At 36.9% G+C, this 15653-nt stretch carries 13 protein-coding genes and 1 riboswitch; of the genes, 5 read left to right on the top strand and 8 right to left on the bottom strand.

What is annotated here, in order from left to right:
- Positions 1–5: 5 nt before the first annotated feature.
- The gene (locus AC58NB_RS13345) at positions 6–824 is read right to left on the bottom strand and encodes a basic amino acid ABC transporter substrate-binding protein (RefSeq protein ID WP_497427332.1); all 819 of its coding nucleotides are present in this window, start codon (positions 822–824) and stop codon (positions 6–8) included.
- 241 nt (positions 825–1065) lie between these two features.
- On the opposite strand from AC58NB_RS13345, the gene AC58NB_RS13340 reads away from it, so the two are divergent.
- Both AC58NB_RS13340 and AC58NB_RS13335 read left to right on the top strand, forming a co-directional pair.
- On the top strand, positions 1066–1920 hold the full coding sequence (locus AC58NB_RS13340) for an STAS domain-containing protein (RefSeq protein ID WP_497427331.1): 855 nt from the start codon (positions 1066–1068) through the stop codon (positions 1918–1920).
- A gap of 201 nt (positions 1921–2121) precedes the next feature.
- Positions 2122–3183 (top strand): AI-2E family transporter, encoded by a 1062-nt coding sequence (locus AC58NB_RS13335; protein WP_497427330.1) that lies wholly within the window; start codon positions 2122–2124, stop codon positions 3181–3183.
- Between the two features lie 72 nt (positions 3184–3255).
- On the opposite strand, the gene AC58NB_RS13330 is transcribed toward AC58NB_RS13335, so the two are convergent.
- Both AC58NB_RS13330 and nadE read right to left on the bottom strand, forming a co-directional pair.
- Positions 3256–6012, bottom strand: a complete 2757-nt coding sequence (locus tag AC58NB_RS13330) for a dynamin family protein (protein WP_497427329.1) — start codon at positions 6010–6012, stop codon at positions 3256–3258.
- 322 nt (positions 6013–6334) lie between these two features.
- Positions 6335–7153 carry an NAD(+) synthase gene (gene nadE, locus AC58NB_RS13325; protein ID WP_497427328.1) on the bottom strand — a complete coding sequence of 273 codons (819 nt, stop codon included), beginning with the start codon at positions 7151–7153 and terminating at the stop codon, positions 6335–6337.
- Positions 7154–7555: 402 nt separating this feature from the next.
- Here nadE and AC58NB_RS13320 point away from each other — a divergent pair, with 402 nt between their 5' ends.
- From AC58NB_RS13320 to AC58NB_RS13310, 3 genes are all read left to right on the top strand, one after another.
- Positions 7556–8086, top strand: coding sequence for a DoxX family membrane protein (locus AC58NB_RS13320; protein WP_497427327.1), 531 nt, complete (start codon positions 7556–7558; stop codon positions 8084–8086).
- A gap of 216 nt (positions 8087–8302) precedes the next feature.
- Positions 8303–8347: riboswitch (PreQ1 riboswitch) on the top strand.
- A gap of 10 nt (positions 8348–8357) precedes the next feature.
- Complete coding sequence (locus AC58NB_RS13315; RefSeq protein WP_497427326.1) at positions 8358–8843, top strand: QueT transporter family protein; 486 nt, start codon at positions 8358–8360, stop codon at positions 8841–8843.
- Positions 8844–9011: 168 nt separating this feature from the next.
- Entirely contained in the window at positions 9012–9446 is a 435-nt protein-coding gene (locus AC58NB_RS13310; RefSeq protein WP_497427348.1) for a ferritin-like domain-containing protein, read from the top strand.
- Positions 9447–9546: 100 nt separating this feature from the next.
- Here AC58NB_RS13310 and AC58NB_RS13305 read toward each other — a convergent pair whose 3' ends face one another.
- The 5 genes from AC58NB_RS13305 to AC58NB_RS13285 form a co-directional block, all read right to left on the bottom strand.
- Positions 9547–10245, bottom strand: coding sequence for a DUF4352 domain-containing protein (locus AC58NB_RS13305; protein WP_497427325.1), 699 nt, complete (start codon positions 10243–10245; stop codon positions 9547–9549).
- A 297-nt stretch (positions 10246–10542) separates the two neighbouring features.
- Entirely contained in the window at positions 10543–11343 is an 801-nt protein-coding gene (locus AC58NB_RS13300; protein ID WP_497427324.1) for a DUF368 domain-containing protein, read from the bottom strand.
- Positions 11344–11567: 224 nt separating this feature from the next.
- Entirely contained in the window at positions 11568–12548 is a 981-nt protein-coding gene (locus AC58NB_RS13295) for a quinone oxidoreductase family protein (RefSeq protein WP_497427347.1), read from the bottom strand.
- Between the two features lie 90 nt (positions 12549–12638).
- A complete protein-coding gene (locus AC58NB_RS13290) occupies positions 12639–14249 on the bottom strand; it encodes a long-chain-fatty-acid--CoA ligase (RefSeq protein WP_497427323.1) in 1611 nt (536 codons plus the stop codon).
- Between the two features lie 24 nt (positions 14250–14273).
- On the bottom strand, positions 14274–15053 hold the full coding sequence (locus tag AC58NB_RS13285; protein WP_497427322.1) for an SDR family oxidoreductase: 780 nt from the start codon (positions 15051–15053) through the stop codon (positions 14274–14276).
- Between the last annotated feature and the right edge of the window lie 600 nt (positions 15054–15653).

Raw genomic sequence — 15653 nt, 5'->3', positions numbered from 1 at the left:
CCTTATTATTTTGATTGCTGAGCTTTTAACGTTTCAAGGTCTGGATCAGTCCCGAACCATTTTTTATAAATATCGGTGTATGTTCCATTTTCAAAAATTTCGTTTAATGCTTTATCCACAGCTGCTCTCTCTTTACTGTCCTTTGGAAACATTAATCCATAGTATTCATTGTCAAACGCATTAGGATCTTTTACTACAACAAACTTATCTTTAGGATTATTTTTGGCATATTCCTCGACAACCCCATTATCAGCTACAACGGCATCTGCCCCGCCCTTTTTCATTTCCATAATTGCCAGTACGGTGGTCTCGAATTTTTTTATATCTTTATTGTTTTTGCCCATTACTTTCTCAACTGCAAATTGACCCGTTGTACCAGCTTGAACAGCAATTTGCTTCCCCTTCAAATCCTGAGCTGAGTTAATATCGCTGCCTTCCGGAACGAGGATTTTATTAGTCGATAAAAAATAAGGAACTGAGAAATCATAGGTTTTCTTTCGTTCATCGTTAATGGAAATCGCAGACATTCCAAATGCCGCCATTTTGTCCTTAATCTCAACAAATAATGGATCCCATCCAACATGTTCAATATCTGCAGTAAAGCCTGCTTCCTTAGCTATAGCATTAACGATATCAACATCAAAGCCGACCACTTTACCTTCTTTTTGAAATTCGAACGGTGAATAAGCCGCATCTGTCACAACTCTCAACGTTTTCTCTTTATCGCCTTCACCGCTGGCACTTTCCTCCTTACTCGTACCGCAAGCAGCAATGACTGTCATAATAGACATCATAATTAACGTTAAAAATAATTTCTTTTTCAAAATGAATCCCCCTTTTTATTTGAAATATTCCGAAAAGTCTATGAATTACATTATAAGGTTGGTCTTGGGATTACGCAATTTAATTTTGAATATTTTGTATTTTTTAACGTTAAAAGGAAACGATATCTAATTATTAAAAATAATCCACATTTTTCTTTAAAAATTCAGAAATAATTAATTGTGTTTTTCTTTTTTACCAAGCAAAATATTGAATATAGAACGGAAAAGAAAAGAGGTCAGTATGGAAACTAAATCAAAAGCTTTATATGATTATTTGATTACTCATTCGGATAAAATAATTGAAGACTGGTATGCGCGATTACCAAAATCCACTAAAGCTGATTATTCTCTTAAAGCGCCTATCCATAAAGTCAATGCTTTAAAGAAGCAATTTAAAGAGTACTTACTTTTAGTAACAGACAGCCTATTTCAATCAGAAGAAGAACGGAATTTTATAGTAAAAGAACGCACGCTCTCGATTGCACATGTACGGCTGGAATCACGTACTCCTTTAAGCACTTCTATCAATGCCGCCGGTTTATTAAGAAAAGTAATTTGGGATTATGTTAAACGCTTTATCCAAAATACCAGTCTAGAAATTAGCTTTGAAGATATTTTTTACTGGGAAGAAAAGTTTAACTCAACCATTGATCAACTTACTCAAAGTTACACAGAAAATTATATCAACATACTACTAGATCAAATTCTCTCTCAATCAAATCTTATTAATGAATTAAGTTCTCCGGTTATTAAATTAACTAAAAATGTTGGGTTATTGCCTATTGTAGGAGATATTGATTCAGCCAGAGCTAAGGCTATTAATGAAAGTACCCTTCAGCAGAGTGCGGACACTCAGATTTCAACATTAATCATTGATTTATCTGGAGTATATATTGTTGATACCATGGTAGCCCAGCGCCTTTTTCAAATGATAAAAGCACTTAAACTGATCGGTGTACAGGTAATCCTGACAGGAATTCGTGCGGAGGTCGCTCAAACAAGCATACAGCTTGGAATTGATTTTTCAGATATTCAAACAGAAAGTAGTGTAGACCAAGCTTTTACTAAAGTAGGGGTCCTGATTGAAGAAGTGTAATCTTTTCTTACTCCTCACATCTATTTTTCCATTCATTACATATATCTGCATAGTAAACAGCGACTAGTATTCCAGACTTGGTATAGTCGCTGTTATCACTTTTATTAGTTGCTTGCCAGCTAATTCTCTTGCTTGAGAGTATATTCTCTGTGTTTATGGGTATAGTTCTAGCAAACCTAGTTATAGATTCGGAGGATTTTTATGTGGATTAATAAACCTTTTTATAAATACGCCACTGCTGCCATTCTGATATTGATTATTATCTATCTATTAGGGAAAATTGATTACTTTATGTGGCCTTTTCAAAAGCTGATTATAACCATCTTTTTTCCTATCCTGATAGCCGGGCTTCTTTATTATATATTGAGACCTATCGTTCATTTTTTCAGTAAATATATGCCTATTACACTTAGCATTCTTCTCCTCTATGCAGTAATCGGCGGAATAGGTTATAGTGCCGTTCATTTTCTTGGGCCGAAGATTGTTTCTCAGAGTGAGGAACTCATTCATAAAATCCCTGACAAACTAGAAAAAATCACATCAGAATCCAAGAATATGTTAAATGAGAATACATCAAACTTCCTATCAGCGGATAAGATTCTTCAATATGCAAAAGAATACTCAGACTCTTTTCCAAAGCTATTATCCGATCATGCTGTCACTATTTTTTCAACAATCACCAGCATTATCACTGTGCTCTTAATTGTTCCTTTTATTGTATTTTACTTTCTCAAGGATGGAGATAAACTTAAACCCTTCCTATTAAAACATATTCCTTCGAACGTAGAAGCAGAAGGAAACCGTATCTTAATGGATGTGGATAAAACCTTATCCACCTATATTGTTGGTCAATTTATCATTGCCGTTGTCGATGGCTTCCTGATGTATATTGGCTATCTTATCATTGGGCTTGACAACGCATTAATCCTGGCTATTTTCGCAACCTTACTGACTGTAGTGCCTTTCCTTGGGCCATTTCTCGGGACCATCCCTGCGCTGATTTCAGCTTTATTAATCAGCCCATTTACCGCCTTAAAAGTACTAATATTATTGGCGATCGTTCAGCAGCTTGAAGGGCATCTCGTTACACCACAAGTTATGGGCAGGCGCCTGGATATTCATCCATTAACGGTTATATTATTACTTCTTGTAGCAGGTTCCCTATATGGATTTATCGGCATCCTCATTGCTATACCTACTTATTCTGTTGTGAAGGTTATTGTACAAAATTTCATCAAGTTTTATAAACTGCGAACCACTTAATGTTCATAAATGTAAACAAAAAAAAAGGTGACTCAAGGCTGTTTAACCAGCCGTATGAGTCACCTGATTTTTTTATCTTAAGATAGGCTGAACTTCTTTCTGTCCAATCAAGATCCATTCGTACTGACGTAATCGCAATTCGTACAGCTTTAATGGATCACGATATAGTTCAGGTTGAGAACGCATTTTCTCAAGCACTCCGTTGTGCTCTACAATTTGCTCATTCGTATCAGCGATTGCTCCATTCATCACTTCTTTTGAATCTGCAAAGAACATCGAAACATCTCGAGTAATCGATTTTTCAAACATATCAAATTGCAGTAAGAATTTATCTGCAATCAATTCAGCAACCTCTGTGTAATCCTGTGTTTCAATAAGAGTTGTATACTTATTGTACAGAACGCTTTTATTCGCAATCGATCCAAACAACATTCCGGCACCTTTCAATAATAATTGTTGTGGTGTATGACGAAGTAGAATATTAATGGTTTCCATTTGTATTCCACTTGTCATTCTGTTTGCATCTCTGCGCCAATCATCTAATACTCTGAAATCACATTCGAATTTCATTCGGTCTTCACGATAAATGGCATTAAAGCTCTCGGCCATTTCGGTTAGATACCCCTGGCTTTCCTTCAATTCTATTTCAGCCTCAGTGATCCAATCCTTTAGAGAGTAAAAATACTTAGGCAAAATAGTTGTTTCTATATATTCCTGAACTCGTAAATTCATACTTTCATTTAATTCCACATGAATTTTACGGAAATCACTGTCCTCTGTAAGTAAATCTTTGCTGGCACGCAATATTTTCGGTACGGCTGCCTCCACATCAAGACGAATGGCTTCTTTCCTTTGTTTAAACGACTTACGTAACAATACAGCTTTTTCTTTTTCCAAATCGTCCATCTGATTCTTGGCACCATTTAGTTTAGCTAAAAGGTCCTCATTCCAATGAATAGATTCTACCAAGCTTTCTTCTCTCTCCAGTCGTTGATCCAACAAGTTAGAAATAGTTTCTCGAACAAAGTGAAGCAGCTTAGCTGTACGCGCATTTTCCGTATACTTACTTTTCAGATTCATTTGTATAAACTCAGCAAGATCAGAAAGCTGCCTGTTACCTACATAATGAGCGGAATGTGCAAATATTTTTGCATTCGGCAAATAAGGACTAATTCTTGACCAAGCTTCATCTACTATACGAATCGCTTCCTGATCATTATGAACAAGATCCATTTTATTTAATAAGAAATGTATTGGCATATCAGGTACTTGTTCATGAATCATCATAACAATTTCACGTTCTTTATTTGTAAATGGATCATTTACATCCAATACAAGCAAAAGACTGTCTGCCATATTTAAATAGCGGCGTATTTCATGCATTTTATTATTCGCAATACTAAATCCTGGAGTATCAATGATTGCAATATGGTTATCAGATAAAAATTTATTCTGCATCTGGTATTCAATGATACTTACATCAGAACTCATCAAGCTTCGATTTGATACTTTTTCTTCCAAGTCCTCTAGTGTAAGTCGATTAATCGAGGAATTGGTAACTTCCACTATGCCTTCTTCTTCTGCATTTTTAAACATGATAGCCGAGGATGTGGGTTCGTCAAATAACTCTTCCCCTAATATAGAATGGATTAAAGCTGATTTTCCGCTTCCGCTTGTTCCAGCAATCATAATATGTTGTACATCAACATCTAATAGTTCATCAATAATCCATTTGTCCCTTTCACTGACAGCGAGGTTATTTTGATTGGCCCATTCATCAATTTCTTCAAATAGACGAACGCTATCTTCCAGGCCGTTCCGATTATTTTCAGCTTTCATTAAGACTCTTTCAGCTATATCAACATCCGTTTGTCCAATGGTAGCCGGGAAATTATCGTTCCATGCCAGTACTGCAGAAGAAGCCAGTAGAGCATGGTGCCTATCTGCAAGACGAAGCCAATTGCGTAAAAGGCTTGGTACTAAGCCTTTTAAAGATTTTATTGGTTTGGCTCCATTAATTAATTCGAAATATCCCTCTTTAAATAAACAGGATAAATTGGACCATTGCACGGTATGGATGAATTCCAGATCTTGAAGTAAATCATTAAATCCCTGAACCCAGGACATATAGGCAGGCTCACCCTTATAGCTATTCCAAAGAGATACGGCTAGCTGTTCGAATTGGGTGCTGTCAATAGAATAAAGCTGGTGTAAAACTTGATAAAAATAGCCAGGTTCCATATTTTTCGTTACACCTTGATCAATATAGGACTGCAGGATATCATACCAAATTAATGACTCTGTACGAATAGATTCGTTGACCGCAAGTTCAACTGCACTATCCCAGTCATTCTGACTCTCAAAGAATGAACGCGCAATTTCTGTCACTTGAGAATCATCAGGATTTAATTTAACGACCTTTTTAATCGTTTTATCAGCCATTTCTGTTTTATTTAATTTTATATAAAGAGCAAACAACTGTAATCCAACCTCAGTATTCAATATAATCGATTCTGTCTCGATCGATTTATAAAGCTCTTCCGCATTAGCATACATGGCTAATTCAAAATAAGCATCCGCCATATTCTTTTTAGCCCAAGGTTCCAGATCATCGCTAACCTTTTCCCATTTAAAAATAGAAGCCTCGTAATCTTTATGGTGGAAATAAATCTCTCCCTGAGCAAATCTTAATATGGATAACTCAGGTAGTTCTTTTTGTTGTTCTGCGAGTAATTCTTCACTTACTATAAGCAACGGGTTCGCCGCATTATTGTTTATTAAGGTCTTATATAAGGACTTTTCAATCAAGTTATTTTCATTATTCATCATACGACCCCTCCCTGGTTCATTTATATAAATTGGATACTATAATACTATATAACTTATATAGTGTAATAAAAATTGATTGCAAAATGATTTCTTTTTAGTTTCATCTTCAATACATTGTGAAAGGAGACTGGAACAATTGTCATAATTGAAATAAATATAGTACTAGATTATTTCCTATACCCACTATTAATTAACTAAAACCATTGTATGTTTGTATCTTTTCTTTTTATTATATCAGTATATTTTAACAGATGGCATAGTTCATTTTATTCATAAAAAATAGCCCATGACTTAAAAAATCATAGGCTTCCTTTTCTGATGTTTATTTCCACCAATTATCGTGTATACTTGCTGGCATTTGTCGTTTGTGCTCAGTTTTTAAATATTGCTTTTCAATTTTCAGAGCAGCTTCAGGGTCTACTTTGCGACCTTCCAAGTAATCATCAATCGTATCATAAGATATACCAAGCTCTGTTTCATCTGCTTGCTGCGGTTTATTGTCAAGTAAATCAGCAGTTGGCACTTTCATATAAAGTCTTTCCTCTGCCCCTAATTCTTTAAGTAATTCTCTTCCCTGACGTTTAGATAGTCCGGATAATGGAAGAATATCAGCTCCGCCATCCCCATATTTTGTATAAAATCCTGTAACTGCCTCTGCTGCATGATCGGTTCCGATCACAAGAAGTCCAGTTTGACCACCAATTGCATATTGAGCAATCATTCGAAGTCGTGCCTTCACATTCCCTTTGTTAAAATCAGTTAATACCTCATCTGTTGCTTCTTTATATTGTTCGGTAATCACATCGACCGTAGATTTTACATTAAAAGTCAGACTTTCATCTGGTTTAATAAACTGCAGGGCACGTTGGGCATCATCTTCATCATGTTGTACTCCATATGGAAGTCTAACAGCAACAAATTTGGCTGAAAATCCTTCCTCACGCAACTCTTCCACAGCCATTTGAGCAAGACGTCCCGCCAATGTAGAATCCTGCCCGCCGCTAATACCGAGTACAAAACCTTTTGCACCGCTCTTCTTTAAGTAATCTTTTAAAAACCCTACTCTGTTTGTGATTTCTTCTTTCGGGTCAATTTCTGGTTTAACATGTAAAGCTTCAATAATAACTGATTGTAAGCTCATATCCATTCCTCCTTCGAACACTCATCTTACTCTTTTTCCTTAAAAGTACTTTTTCTAACCTTTTATTTTAAATATATTTTACTCTTATATGTAAAATTAATAAAAGAGATATTTACATAAAGTTCATTAAAAACTTAAACGATATGATTAATTCAATTCTCCCCAACTTTTCGTTCTAAATAACCATTAGTCCGAAAGTTTGTGAAGGAACGAACAATGCGACGTTTGTAAAGTTGTTTTCAGTATTTACTCAAAAGGTTCACATGTTTTTGTACAAAAAATGAAACACAGGGATAATCTGCCACAAGTAGTGATGGATAGTATATAAATAAGGTATAGAAAGTTATTGGCACTAACAACCGCGGATTAGAGCCAGTTAAACCCATATAGGAGTGATTCAAAATGATGAATTGGTTACGTACTAATAAATATGCTTCCGGACTATTATTACTCATTAGATTATACCTTGGCTACGAATGGATGATTCATGGTTTCGAAAAAATTAAAGGCGGAGCTTTTGATGCTTCTGGATTCCTTGGAAATATTGTTGCCAATCCTGTAACAGGCCCAGATGGAGGGGCACTCTATCCAATCTATGGTGCTTTTATTGAAAAATTCGCCATCCCAAATGTTGGCTTAATCAACGTCTTAATTCCATGGGGTGAATTTCTAGTCGGACTCGGATTATTGCTGGGAGTTTTAACAACTACTGCAGCTTTCTGTGGATTATTAATGAACTTTATGTTTGTGTTCGGCGGAACTGTATCTACTAATCCACTATATATTCTACTTGGATTGATTATTTTGGTAGCAGGTGCAAATGCTGGCCGATTTGGCGGAGACTATTACGTACTACCTTGGATTCGCAAAACAATCTTTAAAAAAGAGGATAAGAAGTCTCTAAACACAAAAAAATTAACTCCAAGTCATTAACAGAAGATACTTGTATAAATGACACTGAGAAAAAATTCTCGGTGTCATTTTTTCTTTTCTAAATTACTCGCACACATCAATTTGTAGTATGGAACTTCACTGAAATGGCTCAACTAATTTAAATATAAAATTATCCTTAGTTGTATACTAACAGTTGAATCCACGGTTGACTGTTTACCTTATTTTGCTTATGATTATTTGGTATCTTCGGGTATACCGAACGTGGTTCGTAACCATCCCACGATAAAAAACTAAGGGAGAGATTTCCAAAATGAATATTAGAACACTTACTGTTAATGGTGTTTTAGCGGCACTTTATATTGCTATGACCATGATTGTACAGCCGATTGCATTTTCGAACATTCAATTTCGAATACCTGAAATGTTCAACCACCTGATCGTATTTAATAAAAAATATATATATGGGATTGTAATAGGCGTATTTTTATCCAACCTCTTATACTCGCAATTACTAGCATATGATTTGGTTTTTGGTGTAGGACATTCCATCCTGTCATTAACCATCACAATTCTGATATGCAAATTTATTCATAACATATGGGCAAGAATGTTTATAAATACGTTCGTGTTTACTTTTATGATGTTCCTCATTGCTATGGAGTTAAATATCGCCCTCAAATTTCCATTCTGGATTACCTGGGCCACTACAGCTATTGGAGAATTTGTTGTCATGGCGATCGGTGCACCAATTATCTACGCTCTAAATAAACGTCTTCATTTTTCAAAATTAGTATAACTTACGATGTATATAAAGCTTGATCCTTTACCTGGATCAAGCTTATTTATATGTTAAAAATAGGACCTTGAAAAAATATTTCAAAATTTTGCCACGAAAAAGATGCTTAATTTACATAGAAGTAGGGTATCTTTGAATTATAGAAAAGTAGAAGGAGTGGATTTTGGAATGGACGCAAAATTAAAAGAGTTAATTGATGGTCTTAATGAAGATTTAGCAAATGAATATGCTGCATCTATCATGTATTCAAACTACGCAGCTTTAGTATCCGGTTTGTACAGACAAACTTTAAAACCTTTCTTTGAAGGTGAAATATCTGATGAACAGGGTCATGCATTATACCTTGCAGAAAAAATCAGTACATTAGGTGGAACTCCAACTGTCACACCAGCTGAAGTTATACAAACTACTGATGTGAAAGTTATGCTTGAATCTGCTTATCAAGCGGAAAAAGATACAATCGACCGCTACGAAACCCGTAAGAAACAAGCAGAAGAATTAGGTTTAACTGAATTAGTTGTCAAACTTGAAGATTTAATCACAGATGAAACAGGCCATATGGAAGAATTAGGCCGCATTCTCAGTGACTCTCGATTTGACTGATTAAAAAATAAGTTTTTATGACTTAAAATAGAAAAAAAACAAGAACCGTCATTCTACTCACATCAGGATGGCGGTTCTTTTAGTTCTAGTGCCATGGCGCTTATTCCGGTACAGGGATAACAAACTCTGTTTTTTTACCTTTAAATAGTTCCTTCCCTTTGCTATCCCGGAACGGTCCAAATTCTAGTTTTAATTTTTTAGTTAAACTATACAATTTCTTATCCATTAAAAATACAAGCAGCTTTTCTCCTGATGCTCCTGCTGCAATTTCCTTTTTTTGTTGATCTGGCTCCAGACTGGTTTGAGACATATAAGATAGTTGATTGTCGTTTGCTCGTAGAAATGAGCCTACTGATTTTAAATTTAATGATTGCTCAGAATTATTCTCGAGCTTCAACTTTATTATTAGTGCCACAATATTAGTTTTACTGATATGTTCAAACTTTGGTTTCGTTTCCTCAGATGGCGTTATTTCCGTAAACTGTATACCTTCTAACTTAATGTTTACGTTGTCAATTTTTTGAATATCATTCATTTTTAAATTTTCATAGAGAATTTTTTTTGAAGCCATTTTATCAGATGTCAAGCGATTTTGATCTAGACTGGGTTGAGATGTCCCCTTTTTCGTTTCTTCTTCCTTGGCCGCCACGCTATTCTTTGTTTCTTTATTCTCCATACTTACTTCTTCAGTATTATTATTTTTTTTATCCTTTTCATTCTTCGATTCTTCTCCGCCTTCACAAGCTGAAACTACAAAAATAAGGCATGCCATACATATATACCTCAGTTTTTTTTGCATGATTCAACCTCCACTATTTTTATTGTAAAGTTGTTAGTGATATATACCTTTGCTTAAGACTTAATATTCTACCCATAACCGGTATTTTCCTATCAATCCAACATAATTGTTATAAAATATGAATTTCATTTTACGAATTGGCTTAGTTAACTTCCCCTGGCCTTTCTTATCCTACAGGAAACTCCAGTCCATCCACTACTATCAATCAGAAAAAAGTTAACAGTGAAATTTAACAAAGCTTACGAATAAAAAAAGGATTGTCTGAGACAATCCTTTTTTCCACACTATTCAATTTCATTATTTCGTAAAGAGCTTAGTTACCAAAATACCTGCCACAAAAGTTATACAACATAGCAGAATAGTACCTAGTCCTGTTGGTAATCCGGGGACGATAACAAAGATCGATCCAATAATCAGACCCATAATAACGGCAAATGTCATATGCGGATAGGCCCTTAGTAAAAAGCTAATCGCTTTACTGCTCACAACAAAACCAACCACTGCTCCAGCCCCTACAATGATAATAATTGTAAAGTTTAAATCTGATAGTGCAGATATGACCGTTGAATAAACGCCCAGCAGCAGCAAGATAAACGAGCCACTAATACCCGGAAGCAGCATGGCCATACTTGCAAGCCAGCCAGAAAAGAATAATCCAATAGCAGATAATAGTGTTACTTCAGATATCTCAATGGATTCATTCGGCTTTAAAAATCCTAGCGCTGCCATCATAATTGCGACCAAAACGACAACCCCAATATGCTTCCCAGTAAAGTGTTTTTTCACCTCTGCCTGTCTTATGATAAATGGCAGTACACCTATTATTAACCCGACAAAGAAGAATTGTGTCGGTTCATAATGATGTTCTAGCAAATAATCAATCACCCGGCTAAACAGTAACAAGGTAAAGCCGATTCCAATTGCTAATGGTAACAAAAATCCTAGATGCCTTCTCCAGTCACGGCTGAAGAACCCACTGATTGATAATAATAAACGATCATATATTCCTAATATAAACGCTATGGTCCCTCCGCTCACACCGGGAATTAAATCACTGATACCCATTAACATACCACGATATATATTTTTCCACTCCACTATTTTTCAGTCCTTATATTTTATTTCACTATAATAGTTTATAAAATATAAACCTATAAAAACAATGGCACTTTATACAAATTATCATACTCCTCTATGAATATAGACTCTTTCAAAATCTACACGGAGATAACTCACCTGATATTCCCAATAATAATGGATACATCTCTGAATTAAAAAAAAGCAAGCTTTTGTAAGCTTGCGCACTCCGTATATTCTTCCTATTATCGATGAACTTCCAACAACACTTTACCAGTAGTCTTTCGTGCTTGCAGTAACTCATGAACTTTTGCCGCTTCCTCTATAGGATGCACCTCACCAATAATTACCTTTAAATCTCCATTTTCCAAAAGTGAAAATAACTCATGCATACTTGGCAGTAATAGTTCTGGCTTCCTCATTATTTGCGGAAGGAAGAATCCAATCACGGATTGATTTCGAGCCATTAACGATGATGGATACATAATGGCTTGTTCTCCACTTGCCACTCCGTAGATAACCAATCTCCCAAAGGTAGCTAAACATTTAAGTGTATCCTTAAAAACAGTGCCCCCAGCCATTTCCAGTGCTACATTAACCCCACGGCCACCTGTCGCTTCCAATACTTCTTTATCCCAACCCTCATTAGTATAATTGATACATACATCAGCTCCAAGAGACCGTGCAAGCTCTAACTTTTCCTCCGTGCTGGCTGTAGCAATTACCTTGCCAGCGCCCATTAGTTTAGCCAATTGGACAGCAATAGTTCCTACGCCTCCAGCAGCCGCGTGAACTAATACAGATTCGCCTTTTTGCAGACGGCCCATTGTTTTTAAAATATGGTAGGCACTCAACCCTTGCAGTGGGAGGGAGACAGCTTCTTTCAAATCCTGTTCTTCTTTCAGGAGGATTACGGATCGTGCATCTGCCACAACATACTCAGCATATCCCCCAGATTCAATTAGCGTGACGACTCTCGCTCCAATATTTACATTCGTTACCTCTTCACCGACTTCAACCACAACTCCAGCAACTTCTGCTCCAGGCACAAAAGGAAGCTTGGTTGGTACGACATATTGCCCTTCTCGCCTGGCTGTATCGGCGTAGTTCACACCAATTACATGTATCTGGATTAACACTTCATGCGGACCAGGTATCGGTTTATCCAATTCAACCATTTTTAAAACCTCAGGCCCTCCGTACTCCGTAAATTGAATGGCTCTCATGATACATACACCCTTTCGCTTATTTACCGGTAAATTAAAAAAGGAATACTTTTGTTTCATCTTCAAGACCTCGTGTGTATGGTAGGCTCCCTACTTTGTTTGGATTTCTTCTCTTAATGCCCTGCGAAGAATTTTTCCGACATTGGTTTTAGGTAATTCATCACGGAATTCCACAATCGTTGGCACCCGGTAGGCAGCCATATTCTGTTTACAGTATTCAATCATTTCTTTCTCTGTAGCTGACTTATTCGCTTTTAAAACAATAATGGCTTTAACTGTTTCACCCCGATATTCATCCGGTACTCCAATTACAACTGCTTCTTGTACGGAAGGATGCTCATATAGGACTTCTTCAACATTACGGGGATAAATATTATATCCGCTTGCAATGATTAAATCCTTTTTACGGTCAACAATTGAAAGATATCCATCTTCATCCATTTTGGCAATATCCCCTGTAAATAGCCATCCATCGCGGAGAGCAACAGCCGTTTCTTCAGGCATATTCCAGTACCCCTTCATAATCTGTGGACCTTTAACAATTAATTCTCCCAATTGGCCATTTGGAACTTCTTCTGTCCCTGTAGCTATATCCACAATTTTACAATCAGTGGATGGATAGGCAATACCAACTGTTCCCGGTTTACGAATACCAAAAGAAGGATTGCAATGCGTTACCGGCGCTGCTTCTGAAAGTCCGTATCCTTCCAAAATCTTGGCACCCGTTTTTGTCTCATATTCTCTCATTAATTCCACCGGCATCGGGGCACTACCACTATTGCAAACTTCAATGCTGTCAATTCCATATTCCTGTGCTTTTGGATGAGCATTGATTGCCACGTACATGGTTGGTACGCCTGGGAAAATTGTTGGCTTCTCTTGTTTAATCGTTTGAAGAACCTCTTCAAGATTGAAACGCGGAAGCAGTATATTTTCACTGGCCATTAAGATACACCCATTCATACAAGCTGTCATGCCGAATACGTGGAATAATGGGATGACAGTCAAATACCGCTCTTTCCCTCGCTCTACAATGTGTTTAAAAAATTCCTTTGTTTGATAAATATTCGCCACTAAATTACGATGCGTGAGCATAGCACCTTTCGAACGTCCCGTCGTTCCGCCTGTATATTGCAATACAGCAATATCATGGCTTGGGTCAATATCTACTGGCTCTGCAGGAGTTAGTGTATCTGAAATAAATTGCTCAAATGTACGATCGACTCCGAAGTCTGCCCCGGATGGCTGCAAACTGACTACAATAATATTTTTTAGATTCGTAGAAGGTTGAACAGATTTAACAGTTTGATAGAATGCATCCATTACAACGATCGTTTCAGTGCCGGAATCTTTCAATATATGTTCCAATTCCCTGGCTACTAACATTGGGTTAATTTGAGTAACAATCCCTCCCATTGTTAATGCACCATAAAAGGCAATTACATACTGAGGACAGTTCGGCAGCATGATCGCTACCCTATCACCTTTTTTAACGCCATTCGTCTGAAGAGCTGCGGCGAAACGGCTTGAAGTTCCTGAAAGTTCCTGATAGGTCATTTTCCTTCCCAAAAAAGAAAGGGCGTTGTTAGTGGGGAAATGAATTGTTGTTTCATGAAGAATGTCTGGCAATGATTTGTTTGGAATTTCAATCTCAGATGCAATGTCTTCTGGATATTGCGCGAGCCAAGTTTTTTTTTCCATGATCAAATCTCCTTCATCTTTTATTTAAACCATGGCGTGTTTTCCGCCATCAACTACCAATACTTCGCCTGTTATATAGTTAGATGCGTCAGATGCCAAGAATAGAACAACCCCCTTCAAATCTTGATCATTCCCAAGCCTTCCTAGAGGAGTTAAATATTCAAGTGCATCTCTTCCATGTTCAAGTAAAACCTGAGACATCTTGGTAGGGAAAAAGCCTGGTGCTATTGCATTCACATGAATATTGTGTTTCCCCCACTTCACTGCCAAATCCTTTGTTAAAGTTATGACTGCGCCTTTACTGGCATTGTATCCAACCGTATCCATCATGTCAGCATGAGTTCCGCCGAGGCCTGCTACCGAAGCTATATTGATAATTTTCCCCCGCTTCTGTTCCACCATTACTTTCCCTACCGCCTGGGACATGAGAAAAGTACCTGTCAAATTAATATTGATAACCTTATTCCAAGCTTCAAGCGGCATATCCAGTGAAGGTGCTCCCCATGAAGCCCCGCTATTATTGACCAGAATATCGATACACACAAATTTATTTAGCGTTTCTTTGACGACGTTCTGAATATCTACCGCATTTCCGATGTCGCATTTTAGAGCCAAGGTTTGCACGCCATATTCTTTTTCCAGGCTATCTGCCACCCTTTGGCAAGCCTCAACCTTACGTGAACACAGGACAATATTAGCCCCTGCTTCAGCTAATCCCAGTGCTATTTGAGCTCCAAGACCGCGTCCGCCTCCCGTAATAATCGCTGTTTTACCAGATAAATCAAACATTCGTAAAACATTCATGATTAGCTTGCTCCTCCTCGTACTATTTTTTGATTTCGAGCTTAGCCAGCTGAGCACGATGCACTTCCATCAGGCCAATCTGCCAGGAAAGATCCTCTGAATTGCCAACAGTACCAAATCCCTATATAACTCTGTCGATAATTTCAATGCCCTGTTGAGCAACCACCTTAATCATCACTTTTGTATTTTACTTCCAATTATGTTCATCATATAATAACTTCGCCTGCTCAACTTCAATTCTTGAGTTTGCAATCTAATCCTTTATGCTACCCTTATTAGGAGTCAGCTTTTCCAATACACGCTTTAATGAATACGCTTACATAATATTTCTTACGAATGTACCACCGTTCCGATTGGCCTCATAGGTTGGTAATTCAGATCAATCCTGAATCTCACACAAAGTTTCTTCTTCCAAATTGGTAAGACCAATCCATATGCATGCAGTCTCAGGAAATTTTATACCCCCTCTTTTTCAACATCATTTTTATTCTTCCAAAGGGGTCCTTAACTCCAGACCATTTCTTGCTCATTTAAATATTCCCTTAAAAAAGCTCATTAAGGATCTCTAGAAATCAACTACCTTACTAGAATAGGAAAAAG

The organism is Pradoshia sp. TA40_28, from assembly GCF_059694525.1.
The sequence above is the reverse complement of the archived record's forward strand: the minus strand, read 5'-3'. Positions and strand labels throughout refer to the sequence as shown.

Bases quoted from the DNA above. Each gene is read 5' to 3' on its own strand.
- AC58NB_RS13285 (WP_497427322.1), bottom strand. From the start codon at position 15,053: ATGAATGTTTTACGAATGTTTGATTTATCTGGTAAAACAGCGATTATT.
- AC58NB_RS13315 (WP_497427326.1), top strand. From the start codon at position 8,358: ATGAATATTAGAACACTTACTGTTAATGGTGTTTTAGCGGCACTTTAT.
- AC58NB_RS13305 (WP_497427325.1), bottom strand. From the start codon at position 10,245: ATGCAAAAAAAACTGAGGTATATATGTATGGCATGCCTTATTTTTGTA.
- AC58NB_RS13320 (WP_497427327.1), top strand. From the start codon at position 7,556: ATGATGAATTGGTTACGTACTAATAAATATGCTTCCGGACTATTATTA.
- AC58NB_RS13310 (WP_497427348.1), top strand. From the start codon at position 9,012: ATGGACGCAAAATTAAAAGAGTTAATTGATGGTCTTAATGAAGATTTA.
- AC58NB_RS13335 (WP_497427330.1), top strand. From the start codon at position 2,122: ATGTGGATTAATAAACCTTTTTATAAATACGCCACTGCTGCCATTCTG.
- AC58NB_RS13295 (WP_497427347.1), bottom strand. From the start codon at position 12,548: ATGAGAGCCATTCAATTTACGGAGTACGGAGGGCCTGAGGTTTTAAAA.
- AC58NB_RS13340 (WP_497427331.1), top strand. From the start codon at position 1,066: ATGGAAACTAAATCAAAAGCTTTATATGATTATTTGATTACTCATTCG.
- AC58NB_RS13330 (WP_497427329.1), bottom strand. From the start codon at position 6,012: ATGATGAATAATGAAAATAACTTGATTGAAAAGTCCTTATATAAGACC.
- nadE (WP_497427328.1), bottom strand. From the start codon at position 7,153: ATGAGCTTACAATCAGTTATTATTGAAGCTTTACATGTTAAACCAGAA.
- AC58NB_RS13290 (WP_497427323.1), bottom strand. From the start codon at position 14,249: ATGGAAAAAAAAACTTGGCTCGCGCAATATCCAGAAGACATTGCATCT.